Source organism: Aminobacter ciceronei (assembly GCF_014138625.1).
Classification (GTDB): domain Bacteria; phylum Pseudomonadota; class Alphaproteobacteria; order Rhizobiales; family Rhizobiaceae; genus Aminobacter; species Aminobacter ciceronei.
Genome location: NZ_JACJHY010000035.1, coordinates 25610 through 50562, shown reverse-complemented (window position 1 = coordinate 50562; position 24953 = coordinate 25610). Strand labels below are relative to the sequence as shown.

Annotated in this window: 20 protein-coding genes; 6 read left to right on the top strand and 14 right to left on the bottom strand. The window is 62.2% G+C overall.

Going from position 1 to position 24953, the window contains the following annotated elements; genetic code table 11:
* Window positions 1-126 precede the first annotated feature (126 nt).
* From prfB to HNQ95_RS27530, 4 genes are all read right to left on the bottom strand, one after another.
* Window positions 127-1258 (bottom strand): peptide chain release factor 2 gene (prfB, locus tag HNQ95_RS27545; protein ID WP_154384183.1). Its coding sequence is split into 2 segments (ribosomal slippage): window positions 127-1191 and window positions 1193-1258, totalling 1131 coding nucleotides; the frame shifts between segments, so codons are not numbered across the junction.
* A gap of 143 nt (window positions 1259-1401) precedes the next feature.
* On the bottom strand, window positions 1402-1872 hold the full coding sequence (locus tag HNQ95_RS27540) for a VOC family protein (RefSeq protein ID WP_067966506.1): 471 nt from the start codon (window positions 1870-1872) through the stop codon (window positions 1402-1404).
* 263 nt (window positions 1873-2135) lie between these two features.
* Window positions 2136-4586, bottom strand: a complete 2451-nt coding sequence (locus HNQ95_RS27535) for a penicillin-binding protein 1A (protein ID WP_067961823.1) — start codon at window positions 4584-4586, stop codon at window positions 2136-2138.
* A gap of 217 nt (window positions 4587-4803) precedes the next feature.
* On the bottom strand, window positions 4804-6069 hold the full coding sequence (locus HNQ95_RS27530) for an N-acetylmuramoyl-L-alanine amidase (RefSeq protein WP_182575680.1): 1266 nt from the start codon (window positions 6067-6069) through the stop codon (window positions 4804-4806).
* Window positions 6070-6718: 649 nt separating this feature from the next.
* Between HNQ95_RS27530 and HNQ95_RS27525 the strand changes: the two genes are divergently transcribed.
* The gene (locus HNQ95_RS27525; protein WP_182575679.1) at window positions 6719-9589 is read left to right on the top strand and encodes an Rne/Rng family ribonuclease; all 2871 of its coding nucleotides are present in this window, start codon (window positions 6719-6721) and stop codon (window positions 9587-9589) included.
* Window positions 9590-9754: 165 nt separating this feature from the next.
* On the top strand, window positions 9755-10216 hold the full coding sequence (locus HNQ95_RS27520; RefSeq protein ID WP_067961820.1) for a Ros/MucR family transcriptional regulator: 462 nt from the start codon (window positions 9755-9757) through the stop codon (window positions 10214-10216).
* Between the two features lie 61 nt (window positions 10217-10277).
* Here the strand turns inward: HNQ95_RS27520 and HNQ95_RS27515 are convergent, their stop codons facing one another.
* Window positions 10278-10565, bottom strand: a complete 288-nt coding sequence (locus HNQ95_RS27515; RefSeq protein ID WP_154384181.1) for a Dabb family protein — start codon at window positions 10563-10565, stop codon at window positions 10278-10280.
* 602 nt (window positions 10566-11167) lie between these two features.
* On the opposite strand from HNQ95_RS27515, the gene HNQ95_RS27510 reads away from it, so the two are divergent.
* Together HNQ95_RS27510 and HNQ95_RS27505 are read left to right on the top strand one after the other, a co-directional pair.
* Entirely contained in the window at window positions 11168-12424 is a 1257-nt protein-coding gene (locus tag HNQ95_RS27510) for an SAM-dependent methyltransferase (RefSeq protein ID WP_067961817.1), read from the top strand.
* Window positions 12425-12681: 257 nt separating this feature from the next.
* The gene (locus HNQ95_RS27505; RefSeq protein ID WP_067961815.1) at window positions 12682-13662 is read left to right on the top strand and encodes a glycerophosphodiester phosphodiesterase family protein; all 981 of its coding nucleotides are present in this window, start codon (window positions 12682-12684) and stop codon (window positions 13660-13662) included.
* Between the two features lie 68 nt (window positions 13663-13730).
* Here the strand turns inward: HNQ95_RS27505 and HNQ95_RS27500 are convergent, their stop codons facing one another.
* Together HNQ95_RS27500 and HNQ95_RS27495 are read right to left on the bottom strand one after the other, a co-directional pair.
* Complete coding sequence (locus HNQ95_RS27500) at window positions 13731-15707, bottom strand: bifunctional 2',3'-cyclic-nucleotide 2'-phosphodiesterase/3'-nucleotidase (protein WP_154384179.1); 1977 nt, start codon at window positions 15705-15707, stop codon at window positions 13731-13733.
* Between the two features lie 170 nt (window positions 15708-15877).
* Window positions 15878-16351, bottom strand: a complete 474-nt coding sequence (locus HNQ95_RS27495) for an Lrp/AsnC family transcriptional regulator (RefSeq protein WP_067961812.1) — start codon at window positions 16349-16351, stop codon at window positions 15878-15880.
* A 154-nt stretch (window positions 16352-16505) separates the two neighbouring features.
* Between HNQ95_RS27495 and ald the strand changes: the two genes are divergently transcribed.
* Both ald and HNQ95_RS27485 read left to right on the top strand, forming a co-directional pair.
* Window positions 16506-17621, top strand: a complete 1116-nt coding sequence (gene ald, locus HNQ95_RS27490; RefSeq protein WP_067961809.1) for an alanine dehydrogenase — start codon at window positions 16506-16508, stop codon at window positions 17619-17621.
* A 445-nt stretch (window positions 17622-18066) separates the two neighbouring features.
* Window positions 18067-19380, top strand: coding sequence for an outer membrane protein (locus tag HNQ95_RS27485; protein WP_154384178.1), 1314 nt, complete (start codon window positions 18067-18069; stop codon window positions 19378-19380).
* Between the two features lie 66 nt (window positions 19381-19446).
* On the opposite strand, the gene HNQ95_RS27480 is transcribed toward HNQ95_RS27485, so the two are convergent.
* The 7 genes from HNQ95_RS27480 to HNQ95_RS27450 all read right to left on the bottom strand — a co-directional run bounded on the left by HNQ95_RS27480 (window position 19447) and on the right by HNQ95_RS27450 (window position 24810).
* Entirely contained in the window at window positions 19447-19947 is a 501-nt protein-coding gene (locus tag HNQ95_RS27480) for a DUF1203 domain-containing protein (RefSeq protein ID WP_154384177.1), read from the bottom strand.
* An 83-nt stretch (window positions 19948-20030) separates the two neighbouring features.
* The gene (gene dapB, locus HNQ95_RS27475; RefSeq protein ID WP_067961805.1) at window positions 20031-20852 is read right to left on the bottom strand and encodes a 4-hydroxy-tetrahydrodipicolinate reductase; all 822 of its coding nucleotides are present in this window, start codon (window positions 20850-20852) and stop codon (window positions 20031-20033) included.
* Window positions 20853-20952: 100 nt separating this feature from the next.
* Window positions 20953-21510: an OmpA family protein gene (locus HNQ95_RS27470; protein WP_067961803.1), complete on the bottom strand. Its 558-nt coding sequence runs from the start codon at window positions 21508-21510 to the stop codon at window positions 20953-20955.
* 91 nt (window positions 21511-21601) lie between these two features.
* The gene (locus HNQ95_RS27465; RefSeq protein ID WP_067961801.1) at window positions 21602-22165 is read right to left on the bottom strand and encodes a GNAT family N-acetyltransferase; all 564 of its coding nucleotides are present in this window, start codon (window positions 22163-22165) and stop codon (window positions 21602-21604) included.
* A 2-nt stretch (window positions 22166-22167) separates the two neighbouring features.
* A complete protein-coding gene (gene sseA, locus HNQ95_RS27460) occupies window positions 22168-23019 on the bottom strand; it encodes a 3-mercaptopyruvate sulfurtransferase (protein ID WP_067961799.1) in 852 nt (283 codons plus the stop codon).
* Between the two features lie 16 nt (window positions 23020-23035).
* Entirely contained in the window at window positions 23036-23779 is a 744-nt protein-coding gene (locus HNQ95_RS27455) for an alanyl-tRNA editing protein (RefSeq protein ID WP_067961797.1), read from the bottom strand.
* Window positions 23779-24810, bottom strand: a complete 1032-nt coding sequence (locus tag HNQ95_RS27450; protein WP_182575678.1) for a cysteine synthase A — start codon at window positions 24808-24810, stop codon at window positions 23779-23781. The genes HNQ95_RS27455 and HNQ95_RS27450 overlap by 1 nt, the downstream gene beginning before the upstream one ends.
* Window positions 24811-24953 lie beyond the last annotated feature (143 nt).

The following is a 24953-nucleotide window of genomic DNA, read 5'->3' as shown; positions in this document are numbered from 1 at the left end:
TCCCCTGAGATTACCTCCCAAGCGAATCCTGCTCCCGCACGCTTAACGAAATCCTACCTGAAATGTTCCGTCCAGGGGCAACCCGGTCATCACGCTTTAGCGATGACAGGGTGATGCCGGAAAGGGCTAGTCCAGATCGGCAACCGCCTGCCCTGCCCCGCCTTCGATGCGCTGCGACAGCGACGCTTCCATGAAGTCGTCGAGGTCGCCGTCGAGGACGTCGGACGGGCTGGTGCTTTCGACGCCGGTGCGCAGATCCTTCACCAGCTGATAAGGCTGGAGCACGTAGGAGCGGATCTGGTGACCCCAGCCGATGTCGGTCTTGGCCGATTCCGTTGCGTTGGCGATGGCTTCGCGCTTCTTCAGCTCTTCCTCATAGAGGCGCGAGCGCAACATTTCCCAGGCCTTGGCCTTGTTCTTGTGCTGCGAACGTTCGGCCTGGCAGGCAACAGCGATGCCGGTGGCGATGTGTGTGATGCGCACCGCCGAGTCGGTGGTGTTGACGTGCTGGCCGCCGGCGCCCGACGAACGGTAGGTGTCGATGCGCACATCCGATTCCGAGACGTCGATCTCGATCGAATCGTCGACCACCGGGTAGACCCAGATGCTCGAGAACGAAGTGTGGCGGCGCGCATTGCTGTCATAGGGCGAAATGCGGACCAGGCGGTGGACGCCCGATTCCGTCTTCAGCCAGCCATAGGCGTTGTGGCCCTTGATCAGCAGCGTGGCAGACTTGATGCCGGCCTCTTCGCCGTCATGGACTTCCAGTACCTCGACCTTGAACCGGCGACGTTCTGCCCAGCGCGTGTACATGCGCAAGAGCATGTTGGCCCAGTCCTGGCTCTCGGTGCCGCCGGCACCAGCGTGCACTTCGAGATAGGTGTCGTTCTGGTCAGCTTCGCCCGACAGCAGCGACTCGATCTGGCGCGCCCGGATCTCGCCGGCCAGCGAACGGATGGCGGTTTCCGCTTCGCTGATGATGTCAGCGTCGCCTTCTTCCTCGCCCATCTCGATCAGGCCGATATTGTCGTCCAGCGCCTGGCTCAGGCCCTTGATGGCCTTGATGTTGTCGTCGAGCGACTGGCGCTCGCGCATCAGCTTCTGGGCTTCCTGCGGGTCGTTCCAGAGGTTGCCGTCCTCTGCCCGCATGTTCAGGTAATCAAGTCGTTTTACCGCTTGATCCCAGTCAAAGATGCCTCCTCAGCAGGGTTATCGCCTGCCTGATTTCGTCGACAATGTTCTGCGTTTCCGCGCGCATGGAGATTGCTTCTTTTTGCTTGTTTCGCGCCCGAAGGCGGCTGTTGAATCCGCGCGGAACATAGGGATGAGGTCGTCCCCTGTAAAGCAAAATGGGCAGGCGCCTTCAGCTCTGCCCATCCGCCATGTCACTGCGTCGATCACCTAGCCGGCATAGGCCGCTTCAAGCCTGGCGACGTCGATCTTGGTCATTTGCAGCATCGCCTGCATGACCCTGGCAGCCCTGGCGCCATCGGGGTCGCCCAGCAGGCGCGGCAATGCCTCGGGGATGACCTGCCACGAAAGCCCGAATTTGTCCTTCAACCAGCCACACTGACCCGGCTGGCCGCCCTCGGACAGCTTGTGCCAGAAATGGTCGACCTCGGCCTGGTCCTTGCAGTCGATGCTCATCGAGATCGCTTCGGTGAACTTGAACATCGGACCGCCGTTCAGCGCGGTGAACTGCAGTCCTTCGAGCTCGAACTCGGCCACCATGACACTGCCGGCAGGCCCGGGCCCAGCCTCGCCATAGCGGGTCATCTTGCCGACCTTGGAGTTGCGGAAAACCGACGTGTAGAACGTCACCGCCTCTTCAGCCTGGTTGTCGAACCACAGGAACGGGCTGATCTTCTGCATCATCTTCTCCTCACTGAATATGCAATTGTCTCGCCGTTTCCGGCCGGCTGTCGCGTCAGACACCTCGACAGAGCAGGTTCGGCATGGCTTCGGACCGCTTGCGTTCCCGCATGACGTCAGGCTCGAACAGCATTCTATAACTAAAAGGATATATAACTTTTTGGATATTATCAAGCGAGGCTACAAACAAAATGCGCGCGGCCAAGCCACGCGCATTTGTCGGTTCCCTTCGATGTGCCAGCTGATGCCGGCCGATCGGTGCCCTAATAGAGGCCGCCGCCGCCTTCGCTGATGGCCTTGCTGGCCTGCGGCGACAGCGCTTCGCCGTAGCCATTGGTGCCATCTTCGCCCATGCCGATGACCCAGTAGCTGTCGGCAGGTCCGGTGCCCGGCTTGAAGGCCTCCATGATGGTGCCCGGCGCGCCCTCGGCTGCCTGCATGCCGGTCTTGCGATCGATCGAGATCAGCTTCATGCCGGCTGGAACGACGAAGTCGCTCTTGGGCGTGCCGTCGAGTGCCGTCGTCATGAAATCCTTGAACACCGGCGCGGCAAGGCCGCCACCCGTGGTGCCCTTGCCGAGCCCCTGCGGCTTGTCATAGCCCATATACAGTCCGACAACGAGGTTCGGCGTATAGCCGACGAACCAGGCGTCCTTCTCGTCGTTGGTCGTTCCGGTCTTGCCGGCGATCGGACGATTGAGCGACAGCAGCGTCGTTGCGGTACCACGCAGGACAACGCCCTCCAGCATCGAGGTGATCTGGTAGGCGGTCATCGGGTCGAGCACCTGCTCGGAATTGTCGACAAGTTCCGGCTCGGGCTGATTGGCCCATTCCGTGGCGACGCATCCTTCGCAGCCGCGCTCATCATGCTTGAACACGGTCTTGCCGTAGCGGTCCTGAATGCGGTCGATCAGCGACGGCTTGATCTGGCGGCCGCCATTGGCCATCACGGCATAGGCCGAAACCATGCGCATGACGGTGGTTTCGCCCGCACCCAGCGCCATCGGCAGATAGGGCGCCAGCTTGTCGTAGACACCGAAGCGCTCGGCGTATTCGGCAACCGTCTTCATACCCATGTCATTGGCGAGGCGCACCGTCATCAGGTTGCGCGAGCGCTCGATGCCGGCGCGCAGGGTCGACGGGCCAGCCGCCTTGCCGTCATAGTTCTTCGGCGACCAGCTGGTATTGCCCGACTGGATGGTGATCGGGCCGTCCATGATCACCGAGGCCGGCGTGTAACCGTTGTCGAGTGCTGCCGCGTAGACGAACGGCTTGAAGGCCGAACCTGGCTGGCGCATCGCCTGGGTCGCGCGGTTGAACTCGGACTGCGAGTAGGAGAAGCCGCCGACCATGGCGAGCACGCGGCCGGTGTGCGGGTCCATGGCGACGAGGCCGCCCGACACCTCCGGCACCTGGCGCAACGCATAGCTGTCGCCTTCGTTCTTCTCGACATAGATGACGTCGCCGGCCTTCAGCACTTCGGAGGGCGAGTTGGCCTTCACGCGCTTTCCGTCGGCGACGTAGCGCATGGCAAAGCTCATGTCGTCTTTCGAAACGGTGCTCGTCTCGCGCTCCTTGGACAGCGCGCCTGATATCTCGCGCTTGGGCTGCAAGCCGATATCGAGGCCCGTCTTCGTGGCGTCGAGCACCACGGCGAGACGCCATTCCGGAATGTCGTCCAGCGCCTTGACCTCGCCGAGCGCCGTGCCCCAGTCAGCAGATATGTCGATGCTCTTGACCGGGCCGCGATAGCCGCGCAGGCGATCATATTTCTCCAGGCCCGACTGCATGGCCTTGCGTGCCATGGCCTGCAGTTTCGGATCAAGCGTGGTGCGGACAGACAGGCCGCCTTCATAGAGCGCGTCCTGGCCGTAGCGCGCGATCAGCTCGCGGCGCACTTCCTCGGTGAAGTATTCGCCGGCGAAGACATAGGTGCCGGTCCGGCGCGGCGTCACGCCAAGCGGCGAGGCCTTGGCCTTGTCGCCTTCTTCGCGCGACACGTAGCCGTTGGCGACCATCTGGTCGACCACCCAGTTGCGGCGCTCGATGGCACGGTCGGCATATTTGAACGGGTGATAGTTCGACGGGCCCTTCGGCAGCGCGGCGAGATAGGCGGCTTCAGCGACGGTCAGCTCGTTGACCGACTTGTCGAAATAGGTCAGCGCGGCACCCGCGATGCCGTAGGCACCGAGCCCGAAGAATATCTCGTTGACGTAAAGTTCGAGGATGCGGTCCTTCGAGTAGGCCTGCTCGATGCGGAAGGCCAGCACCATTTCCTTGATCTTGCGCTCGTAGGTCTGGTCCGAGCTCAGGAGGAAGTTCTTGGCGACCTGCTGGGTGATGGTCGACGCACCGACCTGGCGGCGGCCGGAACCGAAATTCTGGAAGTTGGTCAGCACGGCGCGCCCAAGGCCGGTCACGTCAATGCCGGGGTGATTGTAGAAGTTCTTGTCCTCGGCCGACAGGAACGCCGCCTTGACGCGATCAGGCACGGCTTGGATCGGCAGGTAGAGCCGGCGCTCACGCGCGAATTCACCCATCAGCGCGCCGTCCGAAGCGTGCACACGCGTCGTCACCGGCGGCTCGTATTTGGCGAGCACCTCGTAGTCGGGAAGCTCCTTGGTCAGCTGGCCGAGATAGATCGCCACGCCAGCTGCGACGACGAGCGCAAGCGTCGTGCCGATGCCGAAGAAATAGCCGATAAGACGAATCATGCCCGCTCCAGTACAAGGTCCGGGGATTCCCTAAACCAACCCGCCATCATCGCAAGCCGCAGGTACTGTCCCGATCCGCTAACGGCCACCCATGTCGCGCGGTTGTGGACAAAATACGGCAACAGCCCGCAAGCGCCAAATATTCTGGCCGAAAACACTAGAAATGCCCGTTCCGCCGCTTGCCGGCAATGCCAGCAAGCATGCCAGGCAAGTCGACTCAGCCGCCGGTTGCGCCGCGCTCGGCAACAAAGGCTGCCACCGCCTTGGAAATGCTCGTCGCGGCCTTCTCGCGCCAGTCGGCGCTGCGCAGTTGCTCTTCGTCCTGCGGATTGGAGAGATAGCCGAGCTCGACGAGGACCGACGGCACATCAGGCGCCTTCAGCACCCGGAAGCCGGCCGAACGATGCGGGTTGTTGATCATGCCGACCGTCGGCGACAACTCACCGACCAGCGAGCGCGCGAAACGCGTCGAAAAGCCATGCGTCTCGCGCCGGATCAGATCGACAAGAATGTCGGATACCGCGTGGTCTTCTTCGGCGACATCGACGCCAGCCAGTTGGTCTGAGAGGTTTTCGCGATCAGCCAGTGCCTGCGCGTCGGCGTCGGAGGCCTTGTCCGAGACGGTGTAGACGGTGGCACCTCGGATACCCTTGAGCCGGATCGTGTCGGCATGGATCGAAATGAACAGGTCGGCTTCCTGCTGACGCGCGATGCGAACACGGTCGTCGAGGCGGAGAAACTCGTCACCTTCGCGGGTCAGGACGACCTTGTAGGCCTTGTTGGCGGCGAGCTTGGCCTGCAGCTCCTTGGCGAAGGCGAGCGTGACCGTCTTCTCGACAGTGCCATTCAGGCCTTCGGCGCCACCGTCGATGCCGCCGTGGCCAGGATCGAGCACGATGGTGAACGGGCGGTCGCCGCGATGCGCGATCTTGCCGAGCCTGTCGGTCTTGGGTGTCGTCGAACCTGTCGTTTCAGCCTGGATGGCCAGCGCGGCATCGAACTCGCGCTCCGAGGCGGCGGCGATGTCGGCAACCAGGCGATAACCCGATCCGTCTTCATTCTTGAGAATGTCGACCTTCTCGACGTTGAACGGCCCCTTCGAGGTCACGATCAACCGCGAGGCGCCCTCGCCCGCGGCGCCATAACGCACGCTTTTGATGAGACCGCGCGGCTTCAAGTCCCTGGCGTCGATCGCGAGCGTCGCACCAGGAAGATCAACGACAAGTCGATGCGGGCTACGCAGCAAGAACCACTTCGGTTCGGGTTCCTTGTCGAAATTCATGACGATGCGCATATGAGTCGCGTCACCCGCCATCTTGTAGTCGAGCGTCCTGATCGTGTCGGCGGCGATTACCGGCTGGCAAAAGATGCCGGCAAAGATGGTGAGGAACGCCAAAGCCGCGAACACGATGCGGCGAACCGCGCCGCCGGGCTGAGTGCCCCCGAACGGGAAGCTCTTGCCAGTCAATGCCGCAGGCCCCATCTCAGTCTTGCCGCTCCAAAAGCAGGCGTACAGTCATTGCACGCCGTTACCATTCGCAGGCCGAACAGGCGGCCCCTCGATTAACGAGTGGTAACCAGAGAAGGTTAACCGAGTCTTTGTCGGAATGCTCCCCCCGACGTCGCCGCATCCGCCTTTGCCGGCATCGGAAATCAGGGTTGCGCTCAGTCTCGCCAAATCATAAAAGCGACATTGGATCACTGCAATCCAGGGCCCGCGCCCCCAGCGCCTTCCGCTAGGGAACCACGCGACGAGCGATGGCCCGGCTCGCAACAGAGACAGTTTCAGTGATCGCGACGAGATTCGCAGGCGCGGCCCGTGGCGGGGTAGCGACTGCGTTGGAAAAACGGCCCGGGCACCGTTCCGCGCCGGCTCTGTAAGAGCAAAGTAGCTGGTCCGGATTCCCGGGCTTCGATTTGAAACAAGGTTCCGCAAGGTCACGCATTGGCCACAGACGCAATCATGGACTGGTCCGCAGGTAACCGCGCCATCACGGCAGCGGGCGGCACCGCCATGGCGTTTTGGCTGCGACCGGCGGGCGCAAAATCATCCGGCACCCCCATTTCAGCGACCCCACGGCGGCGGACGAGTTCCCGCAGGCCGCAGCTGACGGCTGCCGGGAGGACAAATAATGCCCAACAAGATGCTGATAGACGCCTCCCACCCGGAGGAAACACGGGTTGTCGTTGTTCGCGGTAACCGTATTGAAGAATTTGATTTCGAATCACAGGACAAGAAGCAGCTCAAAGGAAACATCTACCTCGCCCGCGTAACGCGGGTTGAGCCGTCTCTCCAGGCTGCCTTTGTCGAGTATGGCGGAAACCGTCACGGCTTCCTCGCCTTCAGCGAAATCCATCCCGACTATTACCAGATCCCGGTTGCCGATCGGCAGGCGCTGCTGCGCGCCGAGGCGGAAGAAGCCGAGGACGAGGACGACGAAAACAACGACGGCGACGAGAGCAAGAGCCAGGATCGTAACCGTGGCCGCCGCAGGCGCCGCGGCGGCAAGAACCGTGACCGCAACGACGAGAACAAGCCGGAGGGTTCGGGCGACGACGACAGCGCGTCTTCCGAGGACGATGGCGATTCGATCGCCGCAAGCGATGCTTCGGACGCCACTGGTGACGAGCACGCCACAGAGACGTCCAGCGATGAAGGCAATGGCGGTTCCGACGAGCGCGAACCGACGTCGATCGCCGCATCGGTCGATGCCGACGTCGTGTCCGAGCGGGCACCTGAGCCGACGGTCACCGAAAACGAAAACGGCGGCGTGATCGAGGAAGTGCATTCGACCCATCACGACGATCACGAGATCGAATCGGTCGGCGCCGAAGACGCACTCGAAGAGGTGCGCAACCGCCGCAAGCCGGTTCGCCGCCACTACAAGATCCAGGAAGTCATCAAGCGCCGCCAGATCCTGCTGGTCCAGGTGGTCAAGGAAGAGCGCGGCAACAAGGGCGCTGCTCTCACGACCTACCTGTCGCTCGCCGGTCGCTACTCGGTGCTGATGCCCAACACGGCACGCGGCGGCGGCATTTCGCGCAAGATCACCAACGCCCAGGACCGCAAGCGTTTGAAGGAGGTCGTTGCCGATCTCGAAGTGCCGAAGGGCATGGGCGTCATCCTGCGCACCGCAGGTGAAAGCCGCACCAAGGCCGAGATCAAGCGCGACTACGAGTACCTGATGCGCCTGTGGGAGAACGTCCGCAGCCTGACGCTGCAGTCGACGGCCCCGGCACTGGTCTATGAGGAGGGCAGCCTGATCAAGCGATCGGTGCGCGACCTCTACAACAAGGACATCGACGAGGTTCTGGTCGCCGGCGAAGACGGCTATCGAGAGGCCAAGGACTTCATGCGCATGCTGATGCCCAGCCATGCCAAGGTCGTCCAGCCTTACCGCGACATCACGCCGATCTTCGTACGCAGCGGCATCGAATCGCAGCTCGAACGTATGGTCCAGCCGCAGGTGACGCTGAAGTCGGGCGGCTACATCATCATCAACCAGACCGAAGCGCTGGTTGCCATCGACGTCAACTCCGGGCGCTCCACCAAGGAGCACTCGATCGAGGAAACCGCCCTTCACACCAACCTTGAAGCCGCCGAGGAAGTCGCGCGCCAGCTCAGGCTGCGCGATCTCGCCGGCCTGATCGTCATCGACTTCATCGACATGGAGGAGAACCGCAACAACCGTGCGGTCGAAAAGAAGCTCAAGGACTGCCTGAAGAACGACCGCGCCCGCATCCAGGTCGGCCGCATCTCGCATTTCGGCCTGATGGAGATGTCGCGCCAGCGCATCCGCGCCAGCGTGCTGGAATCGACGATGAAGCCCTGCCCGCATTGCGGCGGAACCGGTCATGTCCGTTCGGACTCGTCGGTGGCACTCCAGGTCGTGCGCGCGATCGAAGAGTTCCTGCTCAAGGACTCGCGCAGCCACATCACGGTCAAGACGCCGGTTGCGACCGCGCTCTACGTGCTCAACCACAAGCGCTCGACGCTGGTCGATCTCGAAAACCGCTTCGGTGTGACCGTCACACTCGAGGCCGATGACAGCGTCGGTTCGCAGAACCACGCCATCTTCCGCGGTGCCATTGCCGAGAAGCCGGCAAACTTCGCCCTGCCCGTCGCAGCTCCGGCCTATGAAGAGCCAGAGGAAATCGAAGACGAGATCGTCGAAGAGGAAGCAGAGACCGTCGTCGTCGAGGCGCAGCCCGCCCGCGCGCCGCAGCCGGCTGCGGCCGAAGGCGGCGAGCAGCACGACCGCAAGCGGCGCAAGCGCCGGCGTCGCCGTGGCGGCCGCGACCGTGACCGCGAGCATGGCGCTCCTCAGGAAGGTGCCGTCGTCGCTGGCGAGGCCAACGAAGCCGAAGATGGCGAAGAGGACGTCGCCGCTGAAGCCGTTGTGTCCGAGGAAGCCGGTGAAATCGCCGCTGTCGACGCAAGCGCTGCCGAAGATGCCGCCGCCAAGAAGCGCCGTCGCGGCAAGCGTGGCGGTAAGCGTAACCGCAAGGAAGACGACGAGCAGTCGGCGGAAGGCAGCGAACAGGTCGCAGGCGACGAAGGCGCCGCTGCCGAAACCGTTGCCAGCGAAGTCGTGACGGCGGAAGTGGCGGTGGTCGAGGTTGCCGCTGAAGAGCCGGAGGCCGTCATCGAAGCCAAGCCGAAGAAGGCGCCGCGCCGCTCGGCAAAGGCCAAGAAGGCTGAGGCCGAAGCAGCAGCCGCTGAAGCGCCCGCCGCCGAAGTCGTTGCCGAGGCTGCAGCGCCGGAAGCTGAAACGAAGCCCGGAAAGAAGGCGGCAAAGCCGCGTGCGCCACGTCGCAAGGCTGCCGCAGCCCCAGCCGAGGATGAGGTCGTCTCCGAAGCCCCCAGCACTGAACCCCCTGCCGCGGCTGCAATCGCGCCTGCGACGCCTGTCGTCACCTCGGTCGTCGAGACCGAAGAAGCTGCCGCTGGCGAAGCCAAGCCGAAAAAAGGCGGCTGGTGGCAGCGCAAGGGCTTTTTCTAATCTTCGATTTTTCCGACATTAAAGACCCCGGCCAGCATTCGCTGGCCGGGGTCTTCAATTTGTGAGATTATTTTGCTTGCCGTCCGACACCATTTGCACCGATATACGGCTCAGCAAATGGTTAGACTCATATTTTGCTTTTAATACTGCCCGGAGAGACGGCCGATGACGAGTGATAGCAAGATCGACATCCTAGGACTGACTGCCCATATCGTCAGCGCCTATGTAGAGAACAACAAGGTTCCTGCAACTGGCCTGCCAGAGTTGATCGCCAGCATCAACGCCTCGATCCTGTCGCTCGATCAGCCCGCCGAAGAACCTGTCGAAGCCCAGCAGCCGGCGGTGAACCCGAAGCGCTCGGTTCACCCCGACTACATCGTCTGCCTGGAGGACGGAAAGAAGTTCAAGTCGCTCAAGCGCCATCTCTCGGTTCATTTCGGGCTGACACCCGAAGAATATCGCGCCAAGTGGGGCCTGCCGGCCGATTATCCGATGGTCGCGCCGAACTATGCCGCCGCGCGCTCTCAGCTCGCAAGGTCGCTGGGCCTCGGACGAAAGGCAGCTGCCGCGTCCTCGAAGGCAGCGGCAGCACCTGCCAAGACACGCGGCCGCGCCAAAAAGGCATAATTTCCTGAGATTCAGTTACGCGCTTCGGGCTTCCCGGAGCGCGTTTTTTGTTGCGCGGCTTTTATGCGGCAACCACGTCCGCCGAAAAACGCAGTTCGCGCATCGGACGCACGCGCTGCGTCGTCCGGTCATAGATCGGATCTGCCTTGTACGCGTCCAGCGCTGCCTGGTCGGCAAACTCGGCATAGACGACGATGTCGATCTCGTCGGAATACCAGTCGACCTTGGTGTTGACCGTCACTTCGAAGACCGTCGAGTGCGGAATGCTGCCAAGCGCCGACAATTCCTCGCGGATCATCTCGACGTCCTGTTTCTGCCGCGCACTGAAAAACACGATGTGCCGGATCAAGCCGCGACTCCTTCTGCTGCTTTCGCTGGCGCCTTTTGGGTCGGCTTTCGGCCCGCGTCAATCGGGCAAAAGGCAGCAGCAGAGATCGGGCAGCAGATCCGTCAGTCCGTGACCATCCTGACGATGCGATGCACTTCGCGCACGGCTTTGGCGGTCGCGTCGCCATGGTTGTAGAGCATGTCCCAGATCAGGAACAAGGCGACGCACATGATCGCGATGACGTAGCGAATTTGATGTCCTCCCCTGAGCGGCGCAGCAGCCTGGGAAACGATATGCGCCGTCGGCTCACCTTAGAGCATTAGCGCACTCTAATAACAAAGGAAATCGACGCTGCACGGGATTGCATCAGGGCAATCCCGGAGGGCTCCCCTCTGGCATATCAGCGCTTGCCAGATGTCACTTGAAGTTGGAGATTTTGACGGTGAAGATCACGACAGATTCACCGCAGCGCGCAGAAGTCTTGGCGGGTCCACGCCAAGTCGATCGCGAGCTGACCGGAGATGCGTCCGGCGGCGCGTCCCCGATCAGATGAGTGAGCGGTGCACTGGCTTGGAGCAACGCGCCCGACACGCCGAACCGGGCAGCAACATTGGGACGTCGAGATGGCCCAGCGGAACTCGGACGGTTTCACGAATCAGGGCGTGACAAAGCTTCACGAGGGCAATGTCGCGGACTTTGCCAGAGGTTTGCCGGCGCGCGTGCGCATGACGCTGTCTGCAGCACTGCACCTGCCGCGCGGTTCGCTCAAGGTGAAGATGCCTGACGGACGCAGCATCCTGGTCGGCGGCAAGGCACCCGGACCCGAGGCGGAGATTGTCCTGCACAATTGGAAGCTGCCATCGCGCGCCTTCAGCGGCGGCACGATCGGGGTCGCGGAATCCTACATCGACGGCGACTGGGACAGCCCCGACGTGACCAGCTTCCTAGAGCTGTTCGTGATCAACAGCGAAGCCGGCGAAGGTGTCGCCGGCGGCGCCAACTGGCTGCTGACCACCATCCAGCGCATTCGTCACTGGTTGAACGACAACACCCGCACCGGCTCGAAGAAGAACATTTCCGCGCACTACGACCTCGGCAACGCCTTTTACAGCCAGTGGCTCGACCCGAGCATGACATACTCGTCGGGGCTTTTTGCCACCGGCGCCAATGATCTTGCCGGCGCGCAGACCGAAAAGTACCGGGCGCTGGCGCGCGACACCGGTATCGGCCCGAATGACCATGTGCTGGAGATCGGCTGCGGCTGGGGCGGCTTCGCCGAGTTTGCGGCGCGCGAGATCGGCTGCAAGGTGACCGGGCTCACGATCAGCCGCGAGCAGTTCGACTTTGCCCAGAAGCGCATCCACAATGCCGGGCTTGCCGACAAGGTCGAGCTCAAGCTGCAGGATTATCGCGACGAGACCGGCCGCTACGACCGCATCGCATCGATCGAGATGTTCGAGGCCGTCGGCGAAAAATACTGGCCGGCCTTCTTTGCCAAGATGAAGCAGTGCCTGCCCTCGGGCGGCACGGCGGGCCTGCAGATCATCACCATCAATGAGGCGGCCTATCCCGTGTACCGGAAGCGGCCGGATTTCATCCAGCGCTACGTCTTTCCCGGCGGCATGCTGCCGACGCCGACGCTGCTCAAGTCGCTCGGCACCGAGCACGGCCTCGACTATCTGCGCGAGCGCGTCTTTCCGCAGGATTATGCCCGTACCCTCGCCGAATGGCGCACCCGCTTCTGGTCGTCCTGGGAGCGCATCGTGCCGCTCGGCTTCGACGATCGCTTCAAGAAGCTCTGGGAGTTTTATCTCCATTATTGCGAGGCAGGCTTCCGCGCCGAGTATATCGACGTCAGGCAAGTGGTCTACAAGGCCTAGGCGCGTTAAGCTGAACAGGACAAGGGGCGGAGACCGGTGCTCTTCGCCCCCGCCCCCGTCTCGATTTGACTAGGCCTGACCTGCGCAAGAATCAGCGACATTCTTCCTGCTTGTAATCTTCGATCTCGGCACATCCAAGGCCGCAACTCCCGATGAATTCTTGAAATAGTCTTCAATTTGCGCATTTCCACCGTGAAAATGCCTGCTCGCTCCTCTGTATCATTGTCTCGGTCGGGGCAACGGAGGGACAACCTGGCATGCGCAAGCGCAATATTATCTTGCTTCTGGTCGTTACGGCCGCTGGAGCCGTCTATCTCAACAACACGTCGCTGCTCTCGGACCGAGCCGCCGGAAAGCCCGTGGTGCTGGCCCATCGCGGGCTGGCGCAGGAATATGATCGTACCGGACTGACCAAGGACACCTGCACTGCCGAGCGCATGCTTCCGCCTCGGCACGACTATCTCGAAAACACCGTACGTTCGATGGACGCAGCCTTCAGGCGTGGCGCCGACGTGCTGGAACTCGACGTGCACCCCACCACCGACGGCAAGTTCGCGGTCTTCCACGACTGGACCGTAGATTGCCGCACCGAAGGCAACGGCGAGACGCGCAGCCATTCGATGGCGGATCTCAAGAAGCTCGATGTCGGCTATGGCTACACCGCCGACGGTGGCAAGACGTATCCCTTTCGTGGCCAGGGTGTCGGCCTGATGCCATCGCTCGACGAAGTGATGGAGCGGTTCCCCGATCGGCGCTTCCACATCAACGTCAAAAGCAACGACGCCAAGGAGGGTGAGGCATTGGCGGCCTTCCTGTCGGCCCTGCCCAGGGAACGCCAGGCCGCCCTGACCATCGTTGGTGGCGACAGGCCGTTGCAGGCGGTCAAGGCCGCCCTGCCCGACATGCGGACCCTCAGCAAAAAGTCGCTGACCCGCTGCCTGCTACGCTACGCGGGGCTCGGCTGGAGCGGCTACGTGCCGGAAGACTGCCGCGGCACGACACTTGGCGTACCGATCAACTTCGCACCGTGGCTGTGGGGCTGGCCGGACCGCTTCCTCGACCGGATGGAAAGTGCCGGCACCAACGTCTACCTGTTCGGCCCTTATCACGGCGGCGGCTTCTCCGATGGCATCGATGATCCCGCCATCATCGAAACGCTACCAGCCGGCTATTCGGGCGGCATTTCGACCGACGCACTCGAGCTGGTCATGCCGGCACTCGAACGCCGGAGCAACTGACCAACCTTTGCGCAGATGAAAGGGCGGCCGGATTGCTCCAGCCGCCCTCCCCAATCAGGTTCCTAATCTCAGAGCGTGATGCGGTATTTGGCAAAACCCTCTGCGCCGTCGCCCGCCGGCTCGATCTTGACCGCCTTGACCTCTGATATGTGGTCCTTGGCCTTGGGGCCGGTCTCGAAGATTACCGAGGCCCCCGCAACCGGCGCGAACGACCAGTTGGAGTCGGCAGACGGATTGATCGTGCCCTGGTCGACGATGTAGCGCACGATCACGTCGCGGTTGGTGTCGGGTGCCTCGAAGACAAGCTTCGACGCGTTGATCTCGGGGAAGTTGCCGCCGCCGCCGGCGCGATAGTTGTTCGACGCCACAACGAATTTCGCTGCGGGATCGATCGGCTTGCCCTCGAACATCAGATCGACGATGCGATTGGAGTTCGCATCCAGGACCACACCCTTCGGATCGTATTTCGGCGGCTGCGCCAGGTCGATTCTGTAGGTCACGCCGTCAATGACGTCGAAATTGTAGGACGGGAAGTCTGGATTGATCAGCACCTGGTCGGCCTTGCCAGGCTCGATCCTGTTGAAGATGCCGGCCGACATTTCCAGCCACTCCTTGACCTGGGCGCCGGTCACCGCAACCGCCTGCACCGTGTTGGGATAGAGGTAGAGGTCGGCGACGTTCTTGATCGCGACGGCGCCGGCCGGGACATCGGTGTAATACTCCGGCCCGCCACGTCCGCCCGACTTGAAGGGTGCCGCGGCCGAGAGCACCGGCAGGTCCTTGTGCTCGGTGTCCTTGAGCATGTCCTTGATGTACCAGATCTGCGCCTGGCTCACGATCTGGACCGAAGGATCGTCGGCAACCAGGGCGAAATAGGAATAGAGCGGCGCCGACGTCTTGCCCACGGGCGTGCGCACATAGGCGAGTGTCGCCTCATGCTCCTCCTTCGCGGCAGCCTCGACCGCGGCCTTGCTCTCGACCGTCGGCACCACCTTCTTGTCGACACGCTTGGAGATCGGACGCGCCTCGCTGGTCGAGCTGACCACCTTCCAGCTGTTGCTGTCGCGTTCCAGCAAAAGGTCGATCAGGCCAAGATGCGAGCCCCAGAAGCCGCCCATCACGCCCGGCTTGCCGTTGATCGTGCCCTTGGCGTTATCGAGCCCCTCGACCTTGTCGAATTTTGGTCCGGGGAAATCGAGATGGCTGTGGCCGGTGACGATCGCATCTATGCCATCGACGCCGGCCAGCAGGATGGAGGCGTTTTCGAGATTTTCGGCTGCCTGCGGCGTGCCCATGCCGGAGTGCGAGAGCGCGATGACGATGTCGGCGCCCTGCTCGCGGATCTCGGGCACCCAGGCCTGGGCTGCCTTGACGATATCGCGGGTCATCGCCTTGCCGTGCAAATGGCGCGAATCCCAGGTCATCACCTGGGGCGGCACGAAGCCGATCAGGCCGATGCGGATCGGATGCTCCGCACCCGAGCCATCCTTCACCTTTTTGTCGAGGATCACATAGGGCTTGAGGAACAACTCGTCCTTGGTCGCGTCTGCGGCGAGCGCGCCCTTTGTCAGGTTGGAGCAGACGACGGGGAAGTTCGCGCCGGCGAGCACCTTGAACATGTAGTCGAGGCCGTAGTTGAACTCGTGGTTGCCCAGCGTCGAGCAATCATAGCCCAGCGTGTTCATCGCCTTGATGATCGGATGGACGTCGCCATCCTTCATGCCGCGCTGATAAGCCATGTAGTCGCCCATCGGGTTGCCCTGCAGGAAATCGCCATTGTCGACCAGGATCGAGTTGGCGGCTTCAGCGCGGATGGCGTCGATGATCGAAGCGGTGCGGGCAACGCCCATCGTGTCGTTCGGCTTGTCGGCATAGTAGTCATAGGGAAACACGTGGACATGCAGATCGGTGGTTTCCATGATGCGGAGATGCGCCTGATTTGCCTGGGCGCGTGCCGAAAAGGGATGGAGCATCACAAGTGCACCCGCTGCAGCCGATCCCGCCAGGAAAGAACGACGAGATACAGGTTGATTCACGTTGGACATTTTCATTCTCCAGGAAATGAACTGACAGTATTTAGCCGGCGTCCCAAAGATCAAATGTCGCGCCAAAATTCACGCGAGTCCAGCCGACTCGTATGACACCCTCGCGACATTACTCGGGGAATGGATTGGTCCAGCGCGATGCCGCCCATTTCGGCCTGGTTTGTTTCTGCTCAGAGCAGATCCGGCCTTATTCCCATAACGGTGCGATCGACGATCTCGCGCAGGGCGAAGGATGAATTGATCTTGGTGACGTGCGGCATCGCCGACAGCCATTCCTTGTGGATGCGCTCGTAGTCGGGCAGATCACGGGCGGCAATGCGCAGGATGTAGTCGTATTCGCCCGACATGAGATGGCAGGACAGGACGTTGGGGCAGCGCTTCACCGCGACCTCGAAGTCCGAAAGCGTCTTCTCGAACTGGCCCGACAGCGAGATATGCACGATGACGGTCATCTGGTGACCCAGCGCGACATTCGAAAGCCGGGCGTGGTAGCCGCTGATGATGCCCGATTTCTCCAGGTTGTCGAGCCGGCGCGAGCAGGCCGATTGCGACAGCCCGATCTTTTCGGCCAATGCCGCATTGGGCATCCGCCCATCCTTCTGCAGCGCGTCCAGAATGGCGATATCGATCCTGTCCAACGGCATTCTTCGAATTTCCTTCGATAATACAGAGGATATGCGCAAAAATTACCGAACGCCCCATGGTAGCGCAACCGTTTTCGCAAACATATTCGAAACGATTCGTGATTGACTTCGTCATCGGGAGAGAAGGCCAAAATGGCTGCGGAGGAGCAGGAAGATGCGCGTAGGTTGTCCCAAGGAAATCAAGAATCATGAGTACCGTGTCGGGCTGACGCCCGGTTCGGTTCGCGAATATGTCGCCCACGGCCACGAGGTTCTGGTCGAGACCGGCGCCGGCTCAGGCATCGGCGCCGACGACAATGCGTACCGCGCGGCCGGCGCCCAGATCGCCAAGACCGCCGAGGAGGTGTTCACCCGCTCCGACATGATCGTGAAAGTCAAGGAGCCGCAGCCCAAGGAATGGGCGCAACTGCGAGACGGCCAGATTCTCTATACCTACCTGCATCTTGCGCCCGATCCCGAACAGACAAAGGGGCTCGTCGCCTCGGGCGTGACTGCCGTCGCCTATGAGACGGTGACCGACGATCGCGGCGGCCTGCCGCTGCTGGCGCCGATGTCCGAAGTTGCCGGTCGCCTGGCGATCCAGGCGGGGGCCACCGCGCTACAGAAGGCCCATGGCGGCCGTGGCGTTTTGCTCGGCGGTGTGCCGGGTGTGCTGCCTGGCAAGGTCGCAGTCATCGGCGGCGGCGTCGTCGGCCTGCATGCGGCGCGCATGGCCGCCGGGCTCGGCGCCGACGTCAGCATCATCGACCGCTCGATCCCGCGCCTTCGGCAGCTCGACGACCTGTTCGCCGGCCGTGTACACACGCGCTACTCGACAGTCGAGGCGCTCGAGGAAGAGTGTTTCTCGGCAGATCTCATCATCGGCGCTGTGCTTATCCCCGGCGCTGCCGCGCCCAAGCTGGTCAGCCGTGAAATGCTGTCGGGCATGAAGAAGGGTGCGGTGCTCGTTGATGTCGCCATCGACCAGGGCGGCTGCTTCGAGACTTCGCACGCCACCACCCATGCCGACCCGACCTACGAAGTCGATGGCATCATCCACTATTGCGTCGCCAACATGCCGGGTGCTGTGCCGGTCACCTCGGCGCATGCGCTCAACAACGCAACGCTGCATTACGGCCTAGCGCTCGCCGACCGCGGCCTGAAAGCGCTCGCCGACGAGCCGCATTTGCGCAACGGCCTCAATGTCCACCGCGGTCGGATCACCAATCGCGCGGTCGCCGAAGCGCTCGGCTATGAGATGACGGAAGCAAAGTCGGCACTGGCCGCCTGATTCTCTTTGGAGTTGCGATCAAGCGCCCGCCGCAGCGATGCGGCGGGCATTTTCTTGTCTGTCGATCCCTCGCGGGCTCGGCTTCGGCAAGATACTACCAAAAATAGTTTGCGCTTCGGCACGGATTTGCCCACCCGTGACATCTTAGCTGCATCAAACGCAACGCAGGCGTGCCATGACTGCATGGGGTTGCGACATTGGGCGTGGGCAAGACCTTCGAAATGCTTCCCCCCCGGGCAATCGGGGCAGTTGCGATGGCACGTCGGCAGATTCCGCTGAAGAGCAGCAGGATTTGCCGCCAAGCCATTGGTGCTTGAGGATATTTCGTGGTCCAGACGTTCATGCCGGGAAGCTAAATTGCCTGCGAGTGTGACATTTTAGTTGCACCGTAAGCAACCTAGGCGTGCTAGCAAGGCGACATTGGGTAAGGTTGGGGTAGTAAATTATGAAATTTGGCAAGACTTTGCAGGCGCTGTTGCTTGGCGCTGTGTCGGCTGTTGCGATCAACTCGGCAGCCCTTGCGGCTGATTCAGTCGCGGAAGCGCCAGCGGCAGGCTTCAACTGGAGCGGTCTCTATGTCGGCTTCGGTGGTGGCGTCGGTGCGGTCAAGCACGGCCTGGAAATTGCAAATCCGAACGGTCCGGAAACCATGGGCCTGCCTGACCTCGGTGGCGGCGGCGTCTTTGGCGAAGTGACCGTCGGCTATGACTACATGGTGTCGGACCGGTTCCTGCTCGGCGCATTTGCCGATGGCCATTTCGGCAATATCGGCCTTTCGCTCGAGGCTGCCGGCGGCTTTGCCGACGCAACACTCAACAACACCTACGGCTTCGATGTCGCAGCTCGCGCAGGCTATCTTCTGACGCCGACGACGCTCGGCTATGTCCTCGGCGGATACAGCTGGCAGCAGTTCAAGCTCGACGGCACGATCGTCGGCACGCCTTTCGAGTTCGACGAAAGCCGAAGCGGCTATGTGCTCGGCGTCGGCCTCGAAACAGTGGTCAGCGGCAACTGGACCCTCAAGTCAGAATATCGCTACGCCAACTATGGCAATGACACCGTCGTCGACCTGGGCGGCACCGGCTTGCTCAACGTCGCACCGACCACCCACACGTTCCATGTCGGCGCCAACTACCGCTTCGGCGGTCAGAATGGCGGCGGCACGTCCTTTGCAGCGCCCGCCTATAGCTGGACCGGCTTTTACGTCGGCGGCGCGCTCGGCGCAGGCGCCATTACCGATGAGATCAACCTTGGCGGCGGTGCGGCCTCGTTCAATGGCATCGGCGGCGAAGGCGCCTTCGGCGAGCTGAGCGTCGGTTACGACCACGAACTGAACGGCAACTGGGTTGTCGGCATCATGGTCGACGGTCGTTATTCAGGGATGAGCACGCAACTGTTTGATGCTTCGGCATTGGGCGGCCCGAAGCTCGAAGGCAAAGCCGACTACGGTTTCGACATATTGGCCCGAGTTGGCGCCAAGGTGAACGAATCGACCCTGGCATATGTGATCGGTGGCTATAGTTGGCAGCACGTCACAGAAGACAGGCTTGATGGCGCCGATGTCACCGAGTTTGATTGGAGCGTTGGCGGCTTCTCGGTCGGTGGCGGCCTCGAAACGGCTGTGACCAACAACATGTCCGTCAACCTCGAGTATCGCTACTCGAAGTTTGAAGGCCAGGACTACGACAGCGGCGGCATGTGGGAAACGGTTCCCGCCTTCCACACCGTCCGCGTCGGTGCGAAGTACAAGTTCAACTGAGACCGTTTCAGGCAAACGGCCCCAACCCGCCGCAGCGATGCGGCGGGTTTTTTGTTTGCGGTTCAGTTAGATAGCAACGCCGTTTGATTTGCCTTCTTGGTCCAGTTCGATCCGGCACTGGTAGCAATTGTTCTTTGCCGAGCGCATGTGCACGTAGGCCACTTCGGGTCGCTGGAGCAGCATTTCGGCGCGCTCACGGATTTCGGGCGTCGGCGTCACCGCCCCCGTGCCATAGACGATACGATCGTCGGCGCTGTAACCGCGCAGAATGTAGTCCTTGGTTCGGGTAAACAGTTCAGGCAATTCTGCCGCTTCTGGCGCGCGCGGGCATTCATCGGCATGCAGAAAGATCGGCCCGGTTTCGGCATAAGGCTGAACTGCCGGAAACGGCCTGTAGGCAAGAATGAGATAACCCTCGCCGGCACCGACATTGGTCAGGCAATGGCGGCACGGCACGCCGTCGCCATCGGAGACCCTGCGCTCCGGTGTCATGCCATAGGCGTCAGGCCCGCCCTGCTGGAGTGCCCGCACCGCCTCTGTGGGCAGGCCATGGAAAATGATGCTCATAACGACAATCCTCGTTGATCGATTGTCGCAAGCTATGGCGAGCGCAGGCATGCGCCCACCCGATTTCCTGCACCACCTGTTTCCTAAACAGACAGCGTTTCGTCCATCAGCGCGTCGAGCACCCTGACCAGGCCGGTGAATTCGCGCACCCGACGAACGGCAAGCAGGGTGCCGGCGACGTATGGCACTGCCGAGGTGCCGGCATCGTGGCGAATGGTCAGTCGCTCCTCAGGCAGACCGAAAACGGCTTCGCAGGACAGCTGATAGGATGGCAGGCGCAGTGAATGGACCTGTACCGCCGTACCCTCGCCCAGCTTGGCGCCACGGGCTTCCGGATGCCCGTAAACTTCCGAGGTCGGCAAGGCCGTCGGCGCACCGCGAATCTCGGACAGCGTCTCGGCCAGCTCGAGCGCGGTGCCAGAGGGGGCGTCGGCCTTTCTTGCGCTGGCATAGTCGATGATTTCGACGTCGGGCACATATTGCGCCGCCATCAGCGCAAACTTCTTCATCAGGGTCGCGGTGATCGAATAGTTGCCGGCGGCAACGACACCGACGTTGTTGGCGCGGGCCGCCGCGTTGATCTCGCGGTAATCAGCAGCCCTCAGTCCTGATGTGCCGATGACGACATGGCAGCCGCGCGAAATGGCGAGCATGGCATGGTCGCGCACGGCAACCGGCTTGGTGTAGTCGACGACGACATCGCAGGGCGCGGCCAGGGCCTCGGCAAGCGTGGCACTGATCCTCTGGCCGCTCGGCTGACCACCTGTCGCCACGCCAACGTCGTGGCCGGCAGCCCTGCGTGCAACTGCGCCGACAAGCCGCATGTCGCCTTGCCCCTCTATTGCCGGGACAAGCGCCTTGCCAACCCAGCCGGTGGCACCGGCCATCACCACTCTGATCGTCATCTTTTACCTCCAATTTGGTATACTGTATACTACGATGGAGGACGCAAATAAAGCCCGGCTCTCGCAAGCCGGGCTTGTTAGCGCTGGAAATCGCTCGATTCTAGCGGATGAACGCGTCGTAGCGGCGCAGCGTGACGCGGCGGTTGCGCCAGTTCTCGTTCTGGGTCGGCACCAGCAGGAACTCCTCGCCATAACCCACGGTTTCCAGCGCATAGCGAGGGATGCCGAACTCGCGCACAAGGGTCTGCTTCAGCGAGGCGGCACGGCGCTCCGACAAGGCCTGGTTCGACGAAAACGAGCCGACGGCATCGGTATGGCCTTCGATCAGCACACGCGCATCCGGGTCGCGGCGCAGGATGCGGTCCAGAGCGTTGGCGATGTTCTCGACCTTGCCATATTGCGAATAGGGCACCTCGGCCGAGCCGAAGGCGAAATTGATCGACTGGATGTCGATCGACGGCGCCATGCGGCGCAGGTCGGGCCGGCGCTTGAATTCACGAACGGTGACGCGCTGGTTGGGCCTGAGCTTCATTGTAGGTGCGGCCTGAAGCTGGCGCTCGATCTGCGACGCCGAAGGCGTCGTCGCCTGCGCGGCAGCGAGCGAAGGCGCGGCAAGCACGGCGATCAGCGCTGCGGCAAGCGTACGGCGGTTCAACATCCTCATTCTCCTTGCATATTTGTTGCGTGGAAAATGCCAGAACCGACATGAAGCAGCGATGAACGGGCGGTTCAGGCTGGGTTGTGCGCCATTACGGCCGCATCACGCTTGCCGAACGTTCGGCAAAGCTCATGGTGCGAACCGTTTCGGTTTTCTGAGCAACTGGCGAAAAACCCATCTTCTGGTAGAGCGGCAAGGCCGCGGGATGGTCGAGGGTGCAGGTCTGAACCGTCACCTTGTGCGGCCTGTAGGTCCACGCCGCTGCGATCGCAGCCCCCAGGAACCAGCGGCCGATACCCTGCCCGGTGGCGTGTTCCATCATGCCGAAATAGGCGAGTTCAACCTCTTCGGGCAGATGCGGCTTGATGTCCATGAAGCCCGCCGGCGCGCCATCGAGATAAAGCACCCTGATGTCGCGGTCCTCGCGATGCAGACCGGCGGCAAGTTCTTCGTCATTGAGCCTCAGGCTGTTGACCCAATGCCATTTGCGGCCGACGCGGTCGGCGAGATAGCGGTAGTAGTGCAGCGGAATGTCACGCGTCCTCAGAAGCGCGATCTGGCGATTGACCGGCAGCGGCGGCGTGTAAACAGGTGGCGTGTGCATTTCCAGAAAGGTGACCGTCACCTCGATGTTCTCGCTGCGGTCGACGGCCATGCTCATGCTTTCCCCGTCACGACAGGCGTGTCGGACATGCCGCCCCATTCGGTCCAGGAACCATCGTAAAGCCTGACGTCGCCGTGCCCGAGCGACTGAAGCGCAAGCGTGATGACGGCAGCGGTAACGCCCGAACCACAGGAGGTGACGACAGGCTTCGTGAGATCGAGCCCCGCCGCCTCGAGCGTTGCCTTCAGCCGGTCGAGCGGCAGAAGCTCGCCATTCTCCGACAACGTCACCGACGGCACGCTGTGCGCACCCGGCATGTGGCCGGAGCGCAGGCCAGGACGCGGTTCTGGATCGGTGCCCTCGAAGCGTCCGGCAGAACGCGCGTCGGCGATCTGGGCACTGCCCGTGTCGACGATCTTGCGCATCTCGGCCAGCGAAACGACCTTCGAAGCGTCATAGTCGACGTGGAACACGCCGGGCGCGGTCTTGGTCGGCTCGGCGGTCACCGGTCTACCAGCCGCCTTCCAGCGGTCGAAGCCACCGTCGAGAATGTAGACCTGGAACACGCCCATGATCCGGAACATCCACCAGACCCGCGGTGCCGTCTGGAACCCCGGGCCGTCATAGATGACGATGGTGTCGTCCGCTGAAATCCCCATCGAGCCTGCGAAACGTGCAAACAGAGAGGGTGACGGCAGCGTGTGCGGCAGTGCAGAATCCGGATCGACGATCAGGTCCTGGTCAAAGAACACCGCACCCGGGATGTGGGCGGCGTCATATTCGGCGCGCGGGTCGCGTTTCTGCGCCGGCATGTACCAGGAAGCGTCGACGATCGACAGGCCGGGCGTACCTAGCCGCATTTCCAGCCAGTCCGCATCGATGACGAAGGCGCTCTTGTCACTCATGGCAACGTCTCCAGGTTCAATTGGCAGGCATCGCGCCGAAGCGGATGCGGAAGCGGCGGTTTTCCCGCCCCTTCTTTTCGATCTTGCCGATATGGATCTCGCCGATTTCGGCAGTGCTGGCGACATGGGTTCCGCCGCAGGGCTGGCTGTCGACCGAGGCATTGTCGCCGATGCAGACGAGCCTGATCTTGCCGGTGCCGGATGGCGGGCGCACATTCTTGGACTTTACCAACGTCGGATTGGCGGCAAGCTCGGCGTCGGAAATCCAGCTGGTGTAGATCGGATGGTTGGCGCGGACGAGCTCCATCAACCTGGCGGTCACATCTTCCCTCGTGAAGCCGGCGTCGGGGATGTCGAAATCGACGCGCGAATCCTCCTCGCTGACCGACGCTCCGGTGATCGGGTACGGACAGACCACCGTCAACAGATGGCAGGCCGCGTGCATGCGCATCAACAGAAGCCGCCGCGGCCAGTCGATCGCCAGCCTCAACCGCTCGCCAACCTCGGGTACTCCCTGTTCCAGAGCGGGCACATGGATGATCTCGTCCTTGCTTTCACCCGTGATCGTGGCCTCCACAGCGATCCGGCTGCCGTCCTCGCGCACCAGGATGCCGGTGTCGCCGGGCTGGCCGCCCGAGGTCGCATAGAAGATCGTCCGGTCGAGGATAATGCCGCCGCGCTCATTGACGCCGACGACACTGGCCTCGGTCTCGCGGAGATAAGAATCCTCGCGAAACACCGCCTCGGTCGAAAATGCCATCACGCCACCTGCTCGAACGGCACCGAAATGCTGGGCTCGGTCTCCATCCAATCGGGCACAGGCAGGCTCTTGCTACGCAGGAAATCAGGGTTGAACAGCTTGGACTGGTAGCGCGTGCCGAAATCGGCAAGGACCGTCACGATGGTGTGCCCAGGGCCGAGCTGTCTTGCCAGCCGGATCGCGCCGGCAATGTTGATGCCGGTCGAGCCGCCAACGCAGATACCCTCTTCCTGGATCAGCCCGAAGACGATCGGCAATGCTTCCTCATCGGGGATTTGGTACGAAAAATCCGGTGTAAAATCTTCCAGATTGGCGGTGATCCGGCCCTGGCCGATGCCTTCGGTGATCGAACTGCCTTCGGCTTTCAATTCGCCCGAAGTGTAGTAGCTGTAGAGCGCAGCACCCAAGGGATCGGCGATGGCGATCTTCACGGCAGCACTCTTTGCCTTCAGCCCGATCGCTACGCCCGCAAGCGTGCCGCCGGTGCCGACGGCCGAAACGAAACCGTCAACCTTGCCGCCGGTCTGCTGCCAGATTTCCTCGGCCGTGGTGCGGATATGGCCTTCGCGGTTGGCGACGTTATCGAACTGATTGGCCCAGATGGCGCCGTTCGGCTCGGTTTTCGCCAGTTGCTCGGCCAGGCGACCGGAAACCTTCACGTAGTTGTTCGGGTTCTTGTAGGGAACGGCCGGAACCTCGATCAGCTCGGCACCGAGCAGGCGAAGCGCATCCTTCTTTTCCTGGCTCTGCGTGTCGGGAATGACGATCACAGTGCGGTAGCCGAGCGCCTTGGCAACGACGGTCAGGCCGATGCCGGTATTGCCGGCCGTGCCTTCGACGATGACACCGCCGGGCCGCAGCTGCCCGCGTTTTTCGGCGTCGCGGATGATGAACAGGCCGGCGCGATCCTTGACCGATTGCCCCGGGTTCATGAACTCGGCCTTGCCGAGTATCTCGCAGCCGGTTTCCTCCGAGGCCCGCTTGAGCCGGATGAGAGGCGTATTGCCGATGGCATCGATCACCGAGCGCATGAAGATTCCTTCCTAATTCGCCTGAGAACCCTAGAAATGTGAGCTCGCGCTTTCAAGGGATGAAATTCTCTGGACCAGTCGCATCCCGACGTCAACGCGCGCAAGCCCCCTCCCTGACCAGTCAAGGCACCATCATCACGGTG